Genomic DNA, 16,033 nt, shown 5'->3' with positions numbered 1-16,033 from the left:
TTGCTTTTCAATTTCTGCATCAACAGGAATCCGTTATCTTTATCCTAAGAAGTAATTTCATGAGTACAGAACTGATTTTTGTAATTGTTGGATTGATAACACTTGCTGTTGGGCTTTTCATCGGTATGTATGTTCAAAAGCTAAAAAACAAATCCAACGAAAATGTATGGGTGGAACGAGAACACCAATTGGACAATACCCTTAAAGGACTGAATGAACGACTGACTGTTCAGGAACAAGAGAAAAAACAATTGCAGGAAGAGAAAGAACAACAGGGCAATAAACTCATACGCTATCAGGCTGATTTGGAAAATTTGCAGCGCATCAATACCGAACAAAAAGAGGAAGTAGAAAGGCTTCAGGAAAAATTCACCAAGGAATTTGAAAACCTGGCCAATAAAATTTTGGAGGAAAAAAGTGAAAAATTTACCAAAAGCAACAAGGAAAATATTGAGAACATTCTTGTACCTCTCAACAAAAAGATAAAAGAGTTTGAGGAAAAGGTAGAAAAATCCCAAAAAGAGAATATAAGCATTCATTCCGCACTGAAAGAACAGCTCCTCAACCTTCAAAGTCAAAACCTAAAGATTACCCAAGAAGCAGAAAATTTGACCAAAGCGCTTAAGGGGGATAGCAAAACGCAGGGGAATTGGGGAGAATTGGTTCTGGAACGCGTTCTGGAAAAATCAGGATTGGAAAAAGATAGAGAATATAGTGTGCAACAAAGCTTTACCCAAGAAGATGGAAGCCGGGTGATGCCTGATGTGATCATTCATCTTCCCAACGGTAAAAAAATGGTAGTGGATTCCAAGGTATCATTGACTGATTATGAGCGATATATCAATGCAGAAAAAGAAGAAACCGCCAAATTCTTAAAAGATCATATCAATTCACTTCGCAGGCATGTAGAACAACTCTCTGCAAAAAAATATGAAGACCTCTATGAAATGGAAAGTCCGGATTTTGTGCTCATGTTCGTGCCCATTGAACCTGCCTTTGCCATTGCTATAAACGAAGACAACACGCTGTACACTAAAGCTTTTGAGCAAAATATTGTGATTGTTACCCCATCTACCCTATTGGCCACCTTGCGCACTATAGATACCATGTGGAACAATGAAAAACAGCAAAAGAATGCCTTGGAAATTGCTAGACAAGCGGGAGCCCTCTACGATAAATTTGTTGGTTTTATGCAGGATTTGACGCAAGTCGGTAAAAAAATGGATGACACGAAGCGAGAATACAAAAACGCCATGAACAAACTCTTTGATGGCAGGGGCAATATTATTACCAGCATTGAAAAATTGAGGACCATGGGGGCCAAAGCCAAAAAGGCAATGCCCGAACCCATACTAAAAAGAGCGCAGGAAGATGATTATGAAAAACCCAAACTTGAACTATAATCCATGAAAAAAGCCTTTTTTATCGCTATTTCCATTATTCTACTCGGGGTAGTCGCGTATTTTTCCTTTGTTTATTATGTTCCCTTTAGTGAGGGATATCGTTCTGGCGAGCTCATCAAGTTCAGCCGAAAAGGGGTGCTGGTCAAGACATGGGAGGGCCAAATAAGCCAAGGCATTTCAGGGACTAATATTTTTTCATTTTCAGTAGAGGACAAGGAACAGGATATCATTGAAAAAATGAAAGAATATCAAGGTCGTTACGTGAAAGTGGAGTACAAAGAACGCTACGCCACCTTTTTCTGGCTAGGAGATACTAAATACTTTATCACCGCCATCCAAATGGAAGAATCACCACACTTTGGCAACTGATATGGATACATTTAAATTGGCCAGCGCATCCCAGGTTTCCATTACTGAGCTTATGCTTCCCACCCATTCCAATTTTGGAGGTAAAGTGCATGGTGGGCATATCCTTAATCTAATGGACCAAATAGCCTTTGCCTGTGCCTCTAAACATTCACAAAGCTATTGCGTTACGGCTTCTGAAAATCGGGTGGATTTTTTAAACCCCATTGATGTGGGAGAATTGGTTACCCTAAAGGCTTCCATAAATTATACGGGCAAAACCTCTATGGTAGTGGGTGTTCGGGTGGAATCTGAAAACGTTAAAACAGGAAAAAAAAGGCACTGCAACTCTTCATACTTTACCATGGTCGCTAAGGACGATTCGGGAAATAACAAACCCGTGCCCGGATTGCTCATAAACGATGAACAGGGGTTGAGACGATTTGCGCGTAGTTTGGAGCGAAAAATGGCCGTCTATCGGAGAGACTCCAAATATGATGGCGAAATTTTGGATAGATCTGCGTACGTCACATTTCTAAAAGGTGAAAACGCAAAATTGGATTTAGATTAGTCCAGGTCCAAAGCAGCATCTTCATCCAAAAACCAAAACAGGTTTCCTGAGGAAGGGTTCACCAAAGAAGCAGGAAAGGTTTCGTATCCCGTTGCTTTTTCAACAATGGTCTTCACTTTTTCAGCTTTAGATTTTCCCGTAACCAAAAAGGCCACTTCCTTTGCCATATTAATGACTTTTCCGTTAATGGAAACCCGCTTTTGACCCGACTGAGGATGTGTGGCGACTACACAATGGTCATTGGAATTCCAAAGCTCGATTTGATGCGGAAAAATAGATGCCGTATGCCCATCATCACCCATACCTAAAATCACCAAGTCGAATTGTGGAACTCCCTCCACCCTATCCAAATTGATTTCTAGCAAATTTGCGTACCGCATGGCTTCACCTTCTGGGTCATTTTCCCCTAAAATTCTGTGGATGTTTGCTTGGGGGACATCAATTTTTAAAAAAAGATGCTCGACGGTCATTTTGTAATTGCTCTCATCATCTGATGGAGGCACGCAACGTTCATCACCCCAGTAAAAATGAATGTTGTTCCAATCTATTCCATCTGAAAACTTATCAGCCAACACATCAAATACAATCTTGGGCGTGCTTCCTCCCGAAAGTGCCACATGAAAGGGTTTGTCCCCTTTGGTCCTCTCAGCAAAAAAGGCTGAAAACTCCTCAGCAACTTCATTTTTGTCTTTATAGATTTTTAGCTCCATTAGGTTATTTTGCAAAAATTTATTGGTTCTCGATTATGCTTTCCAATAATCAAATTGTTCTCGACTGCGCTCGAACTGACATACGCAATCCGATTATTGATTATTGATTATTGATTATTGATTATTGATTATTGAACTTAACAAATCACACAATACCCTGGGTCATCTGCCAAATTCTTCCCTGGATTTCTCCAGAATCCATTGCCCTCGATAAGGTCGTCAGCATTTTCCGGTCCCCAAACTCCCGCCGCATATCCATACATACGCACATCCTTGCCATTCTTCCAATAATCCAAAATGGGATCTACAAACTCCCAGGCAGCTTCAACCTCATCGGCCCGCGCATATAAGGTGGCGTCTCCTTGCATAGCATCCAAAAGTAGGCGCTCATAGGCTTCCATAACATAGGTTTGGGTTAAGCTGGAATAGTAAAAATCCAAGTTAGCCCGTTCAACTTTAAAGCCCTGTCCGGGTACCTTAACTCCAAATTTCACCAAAATACCCTCGTCAGGCTGAATACGAATGATCAACTTATTATCCTTGTTGTTCATTCCCGAATCCTTAAAAATCTGATGGTGTGGTGATTTAAAGTGAACCACCACTTCGGTTACTTTGGTGGGCATGCGTTTGGCAGTCCGTACGTAAAATGGAACGCCTTCCCATCGCCAGTTGTTTACATAAAACTTGATGGCGGCATAGGTTTCTGTAATGGAATCAGATTCGACCCCATCTTCTTCACGATAGCCCTTTACCCGTTCTCCATGGACTTCTGAAGCCACATACTGTGCCCTAACGGTATTATTGTACAACGTTTTGTGATCTTTCATGATCTGAAGGGATTTTAAAGCCTTTACCTTTTCATTCCGGATCTCCTCAGGTTCGTCTCCAATGGGGGGTTCCATCACAACCAAGGACACAATTTGTAGCAAATGGTTTTGGAACATATCACGAAGTGCCCCCGATTTGTCGTAATACCCACCTCTTTTTTCAACCCCTACGCTTTCGGCATTGGTAATTTCCACATGCTTGATATAGTTTCTATTCCAAAGCGGTTCGAAAATGCTATTTGAAAATCGGGTTACCAGCAGATTCTGGACTGTTTCTTTCCCCAAATAATGATCAATTCGATAGATTTGTGATTCATCAAAATATTGGTGCAGTCCCTTGTTCAATTTCTTTGCGGTTTCCAAACTGTAGCCAAACGGTTTTTCCACAATCAATCGTTTCCAACCGTTATTCTGTGTATTCATACCGGCATCGGCCAGATTTTGGGCTATGGTCTCATATAATCTTGGAGGTGTGGAAAGATAATATATGATGTTGCCAGAAGTATTGAATTCTTCCTTCAACGTCTCCACCCTTTTTCGCAAATTGCTATAATCTGTGTCGTAATCGCCACCCAAATCTTCATAAAACAACATGTTGGCAAAACTTTCAGCCCTACCATTTTCCTGAGTTCCCAGTTTTTCTTTCAAATAAGGGCTCTCATAGACAACTCTTTTTCGAAAATCTTCATCCGTTAAATCACTCCGGCTGGTTCCCAGTACTATAAATTTCTCTGGAAGCTGCTTAGCCAAATAAAGATTGAAGAGACCTGGAATCAATTTTCTTGCCGTTAAATCACCAGAAGCACCAAAAATTACCAGGATTTGATTATCTGTTTTTTTCATATACTATCAAAACTAAAAAGATGTTCCAAAATGCCTCAGCTTTTGTGTTGAAGCCATTTATATTTGAGCATAACGAATATAACGTTTATTTTAGGTTCGGAATTCAGCACATAGCTTACTCGGTGTTGTCTCAACATTAATGCATAAAAATGTAATATATGCCAGATAATTATGATTTTGGCCTCGTCGGCCTTGGGGTAATGGGACGCAACTTTATTTTGAATGTGGCCGATAATGGTTTTACCGCCTTTGGAAACGATTTGGATCAAGAGAAAGTAAATACTTTGATTGAAGAAGGTGGGGATACGGCCCGAGTGAATGCAGCTACCGATGTGGCCACTTTTGTAAAGGCATTGATCAGTCCGCGTAAGATTATGTTGTTGGTCCCCGCAGGGGAAATTGTGGACAAGGTCATTGAAAACCTGCTTCCCCATCTGGACGAGGGTGATATTATTATTGACGGAGGCAATTCTTTTTATACTGATACGGACCGCCGTGAAGCCTTTCTTAAGGATAAAGGAATAAACTTCTTTGGTGCCGGGGTCTCTGGTGGGGCCGAGGGGGCACGGCGAGGGCCCAGTATTATGCCCGGAGGCTCACGTGAAGCGTATCAACATGTGAAACCGATATTTGAAGCCGTGGCCGCCAAGTATCAGGGTGAGCCCTGTGTTGCTTATTTAGGACCAAAATCCGCTGGGAATTATGTAAAAATGGTGCACAATGGCATTGAATATGGATTAATGCAACTCACCTCAGAAATCTATGACCTCTTAAAAAAATCTGCAGGCCTCACTAATGAAGAACTACAGGTCACATACAACACCTGGAACAACGGCAGGTTACAGTCGTTTTTGGTCGAAATCACATCCAAAATTTTTGGTAAACAAGATGATTTGGGCGAAGGCTATTTAGTGGATAAAATATTGGACAAAGCCAAGCAAAAGGGTACCGGAAAATGGACCTCTCAAAATGCCATGGACCTTGGCATTCCGGTGCCGACCATTGATATTGCAGTAAGTATGCGTCAGATTTCCGCATTAAAGGACGAACGTATCAAGGCTGATGCCATGTATGACAGGCCTATTCCCAAAGAAGTCGACAAAGACAGTTTTATTGAAAAAGCGGAGCAAGCACTATACTTTGCCTTTATCATGGCCTACGCCCAGGGCATGCATCAACTTGCCGATGCGTCTGAGGAATATGGCTATGAATTGGAGCTCGGGAAAATTGCGAAAATTTGGAGGGCTGGATGTATCATTCGTGCAGCACTATTGGCGGATATTACCCAAGCCTATCAAGAAAATAAAAGCTTGGAGAACCTTTTGCTTGCTCCTTCCTTCAAAAATAAGATACAAGAAACTGTTGGTGCTGCTCGTGAGTTGGTTGCTTATGGCGCGGTAAATGGGATTCCGCTGCCTGGACTTTCCAATGCGTTAACCTATTTTGATTCTTATACCAGTGAACGTTTACCTCTTAACTTGATACAGGCCCAGAGGGACTTTTTTGGTTCGCACACCTATGAGCGGTTAGATGAAGAGGGTGTTTTCCATACCGAGTGGGAATAAACACAAACTATTCGCTAATTTGAGGTTTGACAGAATAAAAAAATCATAAATAATTTAAAATTTGCTAAAGCTTTTCGCATGAAAAAATATGTTGCATTTTGCTATCTGCTGACAATGGGACTTATTGTGACGTCCTGTGTTGATAGTAACAAGAAAGCAAAAGATGCCACCAATAACCAAACCGCGGAGAACGGTTTTAAAGAAGTAAAAGTCGGTAATGAATATTTTCTCTCTTTGCCTGACTTCATGGAAAATGCCAGGGGCCTTAACAACCAAGCTTCGCTGCAATATCAAAATACAGATAAAGAAATCTATACCATTGTAATTGGAGAACCTAAAGCCAGACTGGAGCCTCTTTTAAAACCCACAAAAGGCAAACACGCAGACAAATCCCTAATTTCAATGTATACAGAAATTCAAATGCGATTGCTTTCTGAAGCTGTCGATATAAAAACTAAAAGTACTTCCGTACCCCTTAAAATTGATGGTATGGAAGCCGAAATGGTAGAGCTAACAGGTGCCGTACCAGGCATTGAAGAGGATATTTTTTATTTACTGACCTTAATCGAGGGCAAAGCCAAAATTTACATGGTGATGTCTTATACGTTAAGTTCCGAAAAAGAAAACCATGTAGCGGCTTTTAAACATATTGCGAACTCCTTTAAACTAGTAGAATGAGTTTGCGAAAACACCTTTGTTGTAAACCCCATACAGCGAAATTGTATGCACTTCATCTAAATTATCGTATTTTCCAGCTTATGCTGCCATGGGTTAAGTAAATGCTTTCCTAACTTTGCAAAGCGAGTATTTAACCCCAACAAACCTCATGAAAAATATTCTTTCATTTCGATTTTTTGCGATTGTCCTACTATTTGTTTCTATTGCAGCCTGCAGTTCAGAAGATGGTGCTGATGGTGCAAATGGTAGGGATGGAATTGATGGCACCGATGGAACGAACGGATTGAATAGCTTAATAACCACTTTGATCGAGCAACCTGGCGAAAACTGCTCTAACGGAGGCTATAAAATTGAAGTTGGTCAGGATATAAACGATAATGGACAATTGGAGGCTTCTGAAGTTGATGCCACTGAGTTTCTTTGCAACGGTGATGCCTCTGGACTTCCCTTTCTTTCTTATGTTTCCTTGATTAACCAAACTGGAACCCAAGACCCTACTTCCACGGTATTGGAAAACACTTTGGGATTGTCCATTGTTTGGACCAGGGAGTCTCAGGGAAAGTATGTAGGATCATTGGACAGTAACATCGATATTGGAAAAACCGTTATTTTTTATACGACCCCTACCACGCATACAGGAGTGCGTGGCGAAATTGTAGGAGACAATGAAGTCCGTATTGAACTCCAAAATGGAACCAATGCCTTTGCGGATGATTTCAGCAACTTGTCGTTTGAACTGAGAGAATACGAATAAGACCTTTTAGGTTCAATAAATAGAATTATTGACATTATGAAAAAAGTTACCCCATTTTACACCATTCTTTTTTTGTTCTTTGGTATTTCTGCCTTTGGACAAAACACATTTCCAGCCTCGGGAAATGTTGGTATTGGAACCCTAACCCCCGGCTATAGTCTTGACATTGTAGGGACAATCAATGCAACGCAACTGTTTGTCAATGGAAGCGCCATGGAAAGTTCTCCATGGAATGTTTCTGGAGTGAGTGTTTTTTATAATACTGGCAATGTTGGCATCGGAACCAACAGTCCCGGATTTGCCTTGGATGTGAACGGTACAATCAATGCCACGGACATTTTGATCAATGGCGCTGCTTTACCTTCTTCGCCGTGGAGTGTTTCTGGTAATGATGCTTCTTATACAACAGGGAATGTGGGGATAGGAACCACAAATACGCAAGGATATTTGCTGGCAGTGGCCGGTAATATGGTCGCTGAAAGTGTGAAGGTAGAACTAGAGGGAAACTGGCCAGACTTTGTTTTCACAAGTGACTACGATTTACCTAGCTTGTTCTTCATTGAAAACTATATCAAAGTGAATGGGCATCTTCCAAACATTCCAAGTGCAAAAGAAGTACGGAAAAATGGCATCGAATTGGGTCAAATGGATGCAAAATTGCTTCAAAAAATTGAAGAACTCACCCTGCATACCATACAGCAACAAAAAGAAATAGATAGTTTGAAGCATCTCAACCAAAACTTGTCAAAGCAGAATGAGCTAATTAAGGAATTATCGGAACGACTGGAGAAATTGGAACAAACAAAAGATTAAAAGAAAAGCCGTTGATTTTCAACGGCTTTTCTTTAGTTATTAAGGGTATGAAACTCCCATACCTATTTACTTAAATACATCTTTCTGCGGGAATACAGATTGTAAAACTCATCATCCTTAAGACTGTCAATAAATAAAATACTTTCTCCGGTACTTTTCATTTCCGGTCCCAAATTCTTGTTCACATTTGGGAATTTGTTAAACGAGAACACGGGCTGTTTTATAGCATAACCCTCCAATTGGGGGTTAAACTTAAAGTCCTTAAGTTTCTTTTCGCCCAACATGATCTTTGTTGCAAAGTTTACATAAGGTTCTCCATAAGCCTTGGCAATAAAGGGAACCGTTCTAGATGCTCTGGGGTTTGCCTCAATAACGTAGACCATATCGTCTTTGATGGCAAATTGGATATTGATCAACCCAACAGTATTCAATGCCAATGCAATTTTCCGGGTATGGTCTTTTATTTGTTGCATTACAAATTCACCCAAATTGAACGGAGGTAAGGTTGCATTGGAGTCCCCAGAATGAATTCCGCAAGGCTCAATGTGCTCCATAATTCCGATGATATAAACATCCTCCCCGTCAGAAATGGCATCCGCTTCCGCCTCAATGGCGCCATCCAAATAATGGTCCAGCAGCAGTTTGTTGTTTGGTATTTTTCGAAGTAGGTCAACCACATGAGCCTCCAATTCCTCTTTGTTGATGACAATTTTCATGCCTTGACCCCCCAACACGTAAGAAGGTCTTACCAAGAGCGGGAAATTCAACTCATCGGCTAGTTCCAAGGCTTCATCCGCGGTTTCGGCCACTCCAAATCTTGGATATGGAATATTGTTTTCCTTTAACAAGGTGGAGAAACTTCCGCGGTCCTCGGCAAGATCCAAGGATTTGAAGCTCGTTCCAATAATATTAATGCCATATTTATCCAACTTTTCAGCCAATTTCAAAGCTGTTTGCCCCCCCAATTGAACAATAACCCCTTCTGGTTTTTCATGACGGATGATATCGTAGATATGCTCCCAAAAAACCGGCTCAAAATAGAGCTTGTCGGCCGTATCAAAATCTGTGGAGACCGTTTCGGGGTTACAGTTTATCATGATGGTCTCATAACCGCATTCAGCCGCTGCCAATACACCATGGACACAGCAATAATCAAACTCGATGCCTTGACCGATACGGTTGGGACCTGATCCCAGTACCACAATTTTCTTTCTGTCGGTCACTTCACTGTCGTTGGCCACAAAACGTTGGCCATCTGACGTCTCTATCTCTTCTTCAAACGTGGAATAGTAATAAGGGGTTACCGCCTTGAATTCGGCGGCACAGGTATCCACCAATTTGTATATGCGATTTATTCCAAAATCTACACGTTTTGCGTGGACCTCACTCTCCCAACAATCCAACATATGAGCAATTTGACGATCTGCAAAACCTTTTTGCTTGGCTTCCAACATGAGTGCTTTAGGTAGGCTTTCAATCGTGTATTTTGATATCTCCTGCTCCAGAAAATGCAGTTCCTCATATTGCTTCAAGAACCACATGTCAATTTTAGTAATGTCGTGGATTCGTTTTAATGGGATTCCCAATTGAATGGCATCATAAATTACGAAAACCCGGTCCCAACTTGGCACTCTAAGTTTATGAATGATCTGGTCATAGTCTTTATACCCTTTTCCGTCTGCACCTAAACCGTTTCTTTTTATTTCCAAGGACTGAGTGGCCTTGTGCAGGGCTTCTTGGAAAGACCGTCCGATTCCCATAACCTCACCCACAGATTTCATCTGAAGGCCTAAGGTTCGGTCAGATCCTTCAAATTTGTCAAAATTCCAACGTGGAATTTTTACGATTACGTAATCTAAGGTGGGTTCAAAGAGGGCCGAAGTGGATTTTGTGATTTGATTCTCCAATTCATCCAAAGAATACCCTATGGCGAGCTTGGCTGCAATTTTAGCTATGGGGTACCCCGTTGCTTTTGATGCCAAGGCAGATGAACGCGATACTCTCGGGTTAATCTCAATGGCAATAATGTCTTCTTTCTCATCTGGGCTAACGGCAAATTGCACGTTACATCCCCCCGCAAAATCCCCGATGCTACGCATCATGTGGATGGCCATATCTCGCATGCGTTGAAAAGTACGATCTGAAAGGGTCATCGCAGGTGCCACGGTTATCGAATCCCCGGTATGTATCCCCATGGGGTCCATATTTTCAATGGTACAAATAATGACCACATTGTCGTTCTTATCTCGAAGGAGCTCTAATTCATACTCTTTCCATCCCATCATGGCCTTATCGATCATAACCTCGTGGATGGGAGAAACTTCCAATCCATGACTGAGCTGCTTGTCAAAATCTCCTGGGTCGTATACTATAGAGGCCCCTGCTCCCCCCAATGTGAACGAAGCGCGTATTACAAGCGGGAAACCAAATTCTTGTGCGATTTCTTTTCCCTTCAAAAATGAAGTGGCGGTAGCCTGTGGTGCCATGCCAACACCAATCTTGGTCATCAATGCCCTGAATTGTTCTCTATCTTCGGTAATGTTGATGGCATCAATATCCACCCCGATGATCTCTACTCCAAAATCTTCCCAGATTCCCTTCTCATCGGCCTCGATGCAAAGGTTCAATGCAGTTTGTCCTCCCATGGTCGGTAATACCGCATCAATATTGGGATGCTTCTTTAAAATCTCTATGATTGATTTGGTCGTCAGCGGTTTCAAATAAATATGGTCCGCCATCACCGGGTCGGTCATAATCGTGGCCGGATTGTTATTGATCAAGACGGTCTCAATACCATCTTCTTTTAAGGACCGAAGCGCTTGGGATCCTGAATAATCGAACTCACATGCCTGGCCAATGATAATAGGGCCAGAACCAATAATCAAAATGGATTTTAAATCTTCTCTTTTAGGCATTCTATAGAGTTACTCGTTGTTAAAAATTTAAAAATAAGTCAAAAAAAAGGTGCTAAACTTGAAAAGTAGCACCTTTAATTAAAAGTTATTGACAGTCATTATTTTTTGTGTCTTGGCTCTGAAGATACGCTTAGTCTTTTTCTTCCCTTTGCTCTTCTTCGTGCAAGAACTTTTCTTCCATTGGCAGTCGCCATGCGCTCCCTAAAACCATGTTTGTTTCTTCTCTTCCTTTTTGACGGCTGATACGTTCTTTTCATTTCCGAACTATTTTACTGGATTTTTTTTCTAAAAAGGAAGGTCATACTTCCCGAAAAATTCTGGGCGCAAATATACAAAGAGTTTTTACTTTGACAAATGCCCTTTAAAAATATTTAATTTACTTTTTACTACTTTTGCCTGCTCGTAATCTTAGCTAAAACCATACGAAGAATCATGTTCAACAAAAATATAAAACTTGTTATAGCCGCATTGATCATCGGCTATGCTGTATACCAGTTTATTGAAGGGTATATAGGTAATGGCATTGCCTTGATTTTTCTTTCCCTGGTCTTCATTTTTCTCTATTTCAGGAACGAGTTTATTCTACTGGCATTTCTGCGGATGCGCAAACAAGATATGGAGGGTACCCAAAGATGGTTAAACAAAATCAAAAATCCCGAATCGGCCCTGATCAAAAAACAACAAGGGTACTTCAATTACCTCCACGGCATCATCTATTCACAAAAGAACCTGACCCAGGCCGAAAAATATTTTAAAAAGGCCTTGAAATTTGGACTTACCATGGATTATGATGTGGCCATGGCCAAATTAAGCCTTGCAGGAATTGCTATGCAGAAAAGAAGAAAGCGTGAAGCCACCCAGCTACTCCAAGAAGCGAAAAAATTGGACAAAAATAACATGCTGACCGAGCAAATCAAGATGATGCAGCAGCAGATGAAGAAAATTTAGAGGTCTATTTTGCACTTCTGTAATACCCTTTGTTGGGTATTTCCACTACATATTTTTTTCCAGAATCATTGTACAAATACGGCTCTCGCAACCATGGATTGTGCCTTTTCAGCACTTTGTAACTGATTTCATATTCTTGGGCAAAGTCAGCCCAACTTGCCACAGCGGTATCCACTTCCACCGAGAAGGTGGGCACAGCTTCATAAAGGTCCTCTTTGTCCAGTTCAAAACCATATTTTTTGGGATTTGAGATGATTTCCTTAATCGCCATGATTCGAAAAACGTAGCGTCCCGTTTCTTCTCCCAACAAGAGATCATAGTAGTTATCTGCCTTTTGAATACCCATGTATTTACGGATTCCAGCAGGTCCCGCATTGTATGCCGCCGCTGTTAAGGTCCAATTGCCAAAACGTTCTTTCCATTTTTTCAGATAGTTACAAGCCACTTGGGTAGCTTTTTCCACGTGGTACCGCTCGTCCACATTGGAGTTAACCTCCAATCCATATTCCTTGCCTGTGGCTTTCATAATTTGCCAGATTCCCTTGGCTCCAGCAGGTGAAACCGCATTTGTGAGCCCACTTTCGGCCATGGCCAGATACTTAAAGTCGTCTGGAATGCCATTCTTGGCCAATATGGGCTCGATAATGGGAAAGTATTTGTTGGCGCGCTTCATCAACAATAGGGCGTTGGACTGCCAATAGGTATTCACCAAAAACTCACGATCTACACGCTCCATTACCTCAGGATCATCCATAGGAACCGGTTCTCCAGCAAAATTCAAATCTTCAGGGATTTCTATGGCACTTATTTGATAGCCTTCGGCCACATTTTTATCTGTGGTTTCTTCAGGCTGTATTTTCACTTCTTCAACAGCATCGGACTGTACAGCGAACACCAGTGTGCTCACTACCGCAACCGATCCAATCGCAGCCAATATATTTTTTAGAGGTTTCATAGGCATTTTTCTTTCTGTACTATAAAGATACTATTTAGAACTCCCTTATTCTAAAATAATTGTAGGTAGATGTTCATTGAACCATTTTGCCCGATGAATGATCATGGTATGGGTTCCGTTTTTAACGATTATGCACTCTCGGATATTACCAATGGGAAATACGGCATCTTTCTCCCCATGGATTTGTACCAAATTTTTGGGAGGCTCGTGTTGTTTCCAGTTCACAATTTGATCTAACGACCAATCGATGTAATTTTTGTCCCGGATTGACAGATACTTTTCATATAGCTCCAAACGTTTGGTCACCGTTTCGCCAAAAGCATATTTGGCCAACAGTTCCACATTGTTCACCAAACCTGTGGGCAACAGCTTGTGGGCCTTGGTATATTTGGCAAACACCATCCGCTTGGGCAACTCGCTATGGTTTTTTACCGAAGAGACGATAATTGTTTTGAATGGTTTACAATGATTCGCCATTTCCTGGACCAACATTCCGCCGAAGGACACCCCGAGCAATACAGGATTTTCATGAAGAACGTTATCGCACATTTTTTTTGCGTAGTCATTCAAGGACATTCCCTTTTCTGGAAGGAACCAATCCAATTTATGCATCACAAATCGGTCGGGAGGCAACTGGATACCATCAAAAATGGAAGAGTTGGCAGCCATTCCCGGCATCAAATAAACGTGTGTTTTATCCTCGGGCATTTCTCGCCAAATATCGATTAAAACTAGGAAATTACCCATTTTTTGACTACTTTTGTATCCCCTTTGCAAATAGCCCCGCCAAAAAAACAAAATAACATCAAAAAGGGCGCCGACTTGGATTCACCGTGTTGGTATTGTGACCGAATCAATTTTAAAATAAAACTATATGACAGAAATGGAAATCAATGACAATAGTTTCTTGCGCCAATTCGAAACAAAAGTAAATGGGCATTTAGCAAAAATTGAGTACTCTTCCCAAGAACGAAAGGTATTTTTGACCAAGCTCGTAATTCCAGAAGAAATTGAACAAGATGGCTTTAAAGAAACTTTTATCAAGGCCGTTCTGCACCACATCCAAGAGCAAAACCTGAGAGTAGTGCCCACAAGTCCGCACATTGCAGGTTTCTTGAGAAAGAACAGACAGTACAAGGAAATGTTGCCGGTGGGTATTCGTATCTGATAGGGCAAGCCTAAAAAATAATAAGCCTCCTTTTTAAGGAGGTTTTTTTATGCCGAAACGGTTTCGGAAACAAACGCAATCCGTACCAGACCATCATCATCAATGTTGGTAAGCTCCACCTGATGCAGGGTATTCACCAGTGAGGGGTCCCATGGTGCTTTTACCTTAACGTAGTTTTCGGTAAACCCGTGGATGTAGCCCGATTTGTTCTCGCCTTCGAACAAAACGGTTCGCACACTGCCCAATTGGCTTTCGTAAAACGCCCTCCGCTTTTTCACTGAAAGTCCGCGCAACATTTTGCTCCGCTTTTTACGGATATGTTGGGGCACTGGGTTTTCCATTTCTGCAGCGAGGGTATTGTCTCGCTCCGAATAGGTGAAAACATGCAGGTAAGAAATGTCCAGCTCATTTAGAAAATGATAGGTCTCCAAAAAATGTTCATCGGTTTCCCCAGGAAAGCCAACAATAACATCCACACCAATACAAGCATGGGGCATGGTTTCCCTAATATGTTTCACACGATCTACGTAGAGATTGGTAAGATAACGGCGGCGCATCTTTTTTAAGATGGCATCGCTACCGCTTTGAAGGGGAATATGAAAGTGTGGCACAAACGTATTGCTGTTCGCCACAAAGTGAATGGTCTCGTTCTTCAATAAATTGGGTTCGATGGATGAAATGCGCAACCGATGGATGCCCTCCACCCTATCCAGTGCTTGGACCAAATCCAAAAAGGTATGTTCGTGCTTTTTGTTTCCAAACTCGCCTTTGCCGTAATCACCAATGTTCACACCGGTCAGTACAATTTCCTTAATGTTCTGCGAAGCAATTTCACGGGCATTGCGCAATACATTGTCCAGATTATCACTACGTGATATGCCCCGGGCCAAGGGAATGGTGCAGTAGGTACATTTGTAATCGCAACCGTCCTGGACCTTTAAAAAAGCACGGGTACGGTCACCGATGGCGTAGCTGCCCACATAAAAATCAGCCTCCTCGATCTCGCAGGAATGCACCTCTCCATGATTATTTTTGGAAAGGTCATTCAGGTAATCCGTGATTTTGAACTTTTCGGTGGCGCCGAGCACCAAATCCACGCCATCCACGGCAGCAAGCTCCTCCGGTTTTAACTGGGCATAACATCCCACAGCGGCCACAAAAGCATCAGGATTGTTCTTTTGGGCCTGTTTTACAATGGTTTTGAACCTTTTGTCAGCATTTTCGGTAACGGAACAGGTGTTGATGACATAAATGTCCGCTTTTTCGGAAAAGTCCACCCGCTCAAAATCCTCTTTTTCAAAACTCCGCGCAATGGTGGAAGTTTCGGAAAAGTTGAGCTTGCAGCCCAGCGTATAAAAAGCGACCTTTTTGTTCATGCCTTTCCTTTATAAAAGGGGTGCAAAGATAGTAATTTGATTAAAGTTAGCTGTAGTGAGAACAACTGGCAGGACAAATAGGCATAGATATCGTCGATGTAAGAGATCATTCACCAAAATAATAATCCTTGTAAGCAATATTTAAAAAAAATATATTATTGT

Annotated in this window: 16 protein-coding genes; 9 read left to right on the top strand and 7 right to left on the bottom strand. The window is 41.6% G+C overall.

Annotated features, from left to right (window positions below):
* The first annotated feature begins 59 nt into the window (after positions 1–59).
* From GTQ34_RS01710 to GTQ34_RS01700, 3 genes are read left to right on the top strand one after another with little or no spacing between them, the layout of a single operon-like run.
* A complete protein-coding gene (locus tag GTQ34_RS01710) occupies positions 60–1,403 on the top strand; it encodes a DNA recombination protein RmuC (RefSeq protein WP_166522028.1) in 1,344 nt (447 codons plus the stop codon).
* A 3-nt stretch (positions 1,404–1,406) separates the two neighbouring features.
* Positions 1,407–1,772, top strand: a complete 366-nt coding sequence (locus GTQ34_RS01705; protein ID WP_166522027.1) for a 6-phosphogluconate dehydrogenase — start codon at positions 1,407–1,409, stop codon at positions 1,770–1,772.
* 1 nt (position 1,773) lies between these two features.
* The gene (locus tag GTQ34_RS01700; RefSeq protein WP_166522026.1) at positions 1,774–2,319 is read left to right on the top strand and encodes an acyl-CoA thioesterase; all 546 of its coding nucleotides are present in this window, start codon (positions 1,774–1,776) and stop codon (positions 2,317–2,319) included.
* On the opposite strand, the gene pgl is transcribed toward GTQ34_RS01700, so the two are convergent.
* Both pgl and zwf read right to left on the bottom strand, forming a co-directional pair.
* Positions 2,316–3,029, bottom strand: coding sequence for a 6-phosphogluconolactonase (gene pgl, locus GTQ34_RS01695; RefSeq protein WP_166522025.1), 714 nt, complete (start codon positions 3,027–3,029; stop codon positions 2,316–2,318). The genes GTQ34_RS01700 and pgl overlap by 4 nt on opposite strands.
* 137 nt (positions 3,030–3,166) lie before the next feature.
* The gene (gene zwf, locus GTQ34_RS01690) at positions 3,167–4,699 is read right to left on the bottom strand and encodes a glucose-6-phosphate dehydrogenase (RefSeq protein ID WP_166522024.1); all 1,533 of its coding nucleotides are present in this window, start codon (positions 4,697–4,699) and stop codon (positions 3,167–3,169) included.
* A gap of 158 nt (positions 4,700–4,857) precedes the next feature.
* Here zwf and gndA point away from each other — a divergent pair, with 158 nt between their 5' ends.
* The 4 genes from gndA (at position 4,858) to GTQ34_RS01670 (ending at position 8,509) form a co-directional block, all read left to right on the top strand.
* The gene (gene gndA / locus GTQ34_RS01685; RefSeq protein ID WP_166522023.1) at positions 4,858–6,264 is read left to right on the top strand and encodes an NADP-dependent phosphogluconate dehydrogenase; all 1,407 of its coding nucleotides are present in this window, start codon (positions 4,858–4,860) and stop codon (positions 6,262–6,264) included.
* Positions 6,265–6,342: 78 nt separating this feature from the next.
* The gene (locus GTQ34_RS01680; protein ID WP_166522022.1) at positions 6,343–6,942 is read left to right on the top strand and encodes a hypothetical protein; all 600 of its coding nucleotides are present in this window, start codon (positions 6,343–6,345) and stop codon (positions 6,940–6,942) included.
* A 148-nt stretch (positions 6,943–7,090) separates the two neighbouring features.
* Positions 7,091–7,696 carry a DUF7151 family protein gene (locus GTQ34_RS01675; RefSeq protein ID WP_166522021.1) on the top strand — a complete coding sequence of 202 codons (606 nt, stop codon included), beginning with the start codon at positions 7,091–7,093 and terminating at the stop codon, positions 7,694–7,696.
* Positions 7,697–7,732: 36 nt separating this feature from the next.
* Complete coding sequence (locus tag GTQ34_RS01670) at positions 7,733–8,509, top strand: hypothetical protein (RefSeq protein WP_166522020.1); 777 nt, start codon at positions 7,733–7,735, stop codon at positions 8,507–8,509.
* Positions 8,510–8,571: 62 nt separating this feature from the next.
* Here the strand turns inward: GTQ34_RS01670 and carB are convergent, their stop codons facing one another.
* Both carB and rpmH read right to left on the bottom strand, forming a co-directional pair.
* Positions 8,572–11,424 (bottom strand): carbamoyl-phosphate synthase large subunit, encoded by a 2,853-nt coding sequence (gene carB, locus GTQ34_RS01665; RefSeq protein WP_166522019.1) that lies wholly within the window; start codon positions 11,422–11,424, stop codon positions 8,572–8,574.
* 98 nt (positions 11,425–11,522) lie between these two features.
* Positions 11,523–11,681 (bottom strand): 50S ribosomal protein L34, encoded by a 159-nt coding sequence (gene rpmH, locus GTQ34_RS01660; protein WP_014031402.1) that lies wholly within the window; start codon positions 11,679–11,681, stop codon positions 11,523–11,525.
* Between the two features lie 175 nt (positions 11,682–11,856).
* Here rpmH and GTQ34_RS01655 point away from each other — a divergent pair, with 175 nt between their 5' ends.
* Positions 11,857–12,372, top strand: a complete 516-nt coding sequence (locus GTQ34_RS01655) for a DUF2892 domain-containing protein (protein WP_166522018.1) — start codon at positions 11,857–11,859, stop codon at positions 12,370–12,372.
* A 4-nt stretch (positions 12,373–12,376) separates the two neighbouring features.
* Here the strand turns inward: GTQ34_RS01655 and GTQ34_RS01650 are convergent, their stop codons facing one another.
* Both GTQ34_RS01650 and GTQ34_RS01645 read right to left on the bottom strand, forming a co-directional pair.
* Complete coding sequence (locus GTQ34_RS01650) at positions 12,377–13,327, bottom strand: lytic transglycosylase domain-containing protein (RefSeq protein WP_166522017.1); 951 nt, start codon at positions 13,325–13,327, stop codon at positions 12,377–12,379.
* A 45-nt stretch (positions 13,328–13,372) separates the two neighbouring features.
* Positions 13,373–14,035, bottom strand: coding sequence for an alpha/beta hydrolase (locus tag GTQ34_RS01645; protein WP_166522746.1), 663 nt, complete (start codon positions 14,033–14,035; stop codon positions 13,373–13,375).
* A 166-nt stretch (positions 14,036–14,201) separates the two neighbouring features.
* Between GTQ34_RS01645 and GTQ34_RS01640 the strand changes: the two genes are divergently transcribed.
* Positions 14,202–14,495 (top strand): GNAT family N-acetyltransferase, encoded by a 294-nt coding sequence (locus GTQ34_RS01640; RefSeq protein ID WP_166522016.1) that lies wholly within the window; start codon positions 14,202–14,204, stop codon positions 14,493–14,495.
* A gap of 47 nt (positions 14,496–14,542) precedes the next feature.
* Here the strand turns inward: GTQ34_RS01640 and mtaB are convergent, their stop codons facing one another.
* Positions 14,543–15,871: a tRNA (N(6)-L-threonylcarbamoyladenosine(37)-C(2))-methylthiotransferase MtaB gene (gene mtaB / locus GTQ34_RS01635; protein ID WP_166522015.1), complete on the bottom strand. Its 1,329-nt coding sequence runs from the start codon at positions 15,869–15,871 to the stop codon at positions 14,543–14,545.
* Positions 15,872–16,033 lie beyond the last annotated feature (162 nt).

The organism is Flagellimonas ochracea (assembly GCF_009903685.1).
Taxonomy (GTDB): Bacteria; Bacteroidota; Bacteroidia; order Flavobacteriales; family Flavobacteriaceae; genus Flagellimonas; species Flagellimonas ochracea.
The sequence above is the reverse complement of the archived record's forward strand: the minus strand, read 5'-3'. Positions and strand labels throughout refer to the sequence as shown.

Coding starts and splice junctions, on each gene's coding strand:
- zwf (WP_166522024.1), bottom strand. CDS start 4,699: ATGAAAAAAACAGATAATCAAATCCTGGTAATTTTTGGTGCTTCTGGT.
- pgl (WP_166522025.1), bottom strand. CDS start 3,029: ATGGAGCTAAAAATCTATAAAGACAAAAATGAAGTTGCTGAGGAGTTT.
- GTQ34_RS01645 (WP_166522746.1), bottom strand. CDS start 14,035: ATGCCCGAGGATAAAACACACGTTTATTTGATGCCGGGAATGGCTGCC.
- GTQ34_RS01705 (WP_166522027.1), top strand. CDS start 1,407: ATGAAAAAAGCCTTTTTTATCGCTATTTCCATTATTCTACTCGGGGTA.
- GTQ34_RS01675 (WP_166522021.1), top strand. CDS start 7,091: ATGAAAAATATTCTTTCATTTCGATTTTTTGCGATTGTCCTACTATTT.
- GTQ34_RS01655 (WP_166522018.1), top strand. CDS start 11,857: ATGTTCAACAAAAATATAAAACTTGTTATAGCCGCATTGATCATCGGC.
- GTQ34_RS01710 (WP_166522028.1), top strand. CDS start 60: ATGAGTACAGAACTGATTTTTGTAATTGTTGGATTGATAACACTTGCT.
- GTQ34_RS01700 (WP_166522026.1), top strand. CDS start 1,774: ATGGATACATTTAAATTGGCCAGCGCATCCCAGGTTTCCATTACTGAG.
- GTQ34_RS01670 (WP_166522020.1), top strand. CDS start 7,733: ATGAAAAAAGTTACCCCATTTTACACCATTCTTTTTTTGTTCTTTGGT.
- carB (WP_166522019.1), bottom strand. CDS start 11,424: ATGCCTAAAAGAGAAGATTTAAAATCCATTTTGATTATTGGTTCTGGC.
- mtaB (WP_166522015.1), bottom strand. CDS start 15,871: ATGAACAAAAAGGTCGCTTTTTATACGCTGGGCTGCAAGCTCAACTTT.
- GTQ34_RS01680 (WP_166522022.1), top strand. CDS start 6,343: ATGAAAAAATATGTTGCATTTTGCTATCTGCTGACAATGGGACTTATT.
- GTQ34_RS01650 (WP_166522017.1), bottom strand. CDS start 13,327: ATGAAACCTCTAAAAAATATATTGGCTGCGATTGGATCGGTTGCGGTA.
- gndA (WP_166522023.1), top strand. CDS start 4,858: ATGCCAGATAATTATGATTTTGGCCTCGTCGGCCTTGGGGTAATGGGA.
- GTQ34_RS01640 (WP_166522016.1), top strand. CDS start 14,202: ATGACAGAAATGGAAATCAATGACAATAGTTTCTTGCGCCAATTCGAA.
- rpmH (WP_014031402.1), bottom strand. CDS start 11,681: ATGAAAAGAACGTATCAGCCGTCAAAAAGGAAGAGAAGAAACAAACAT.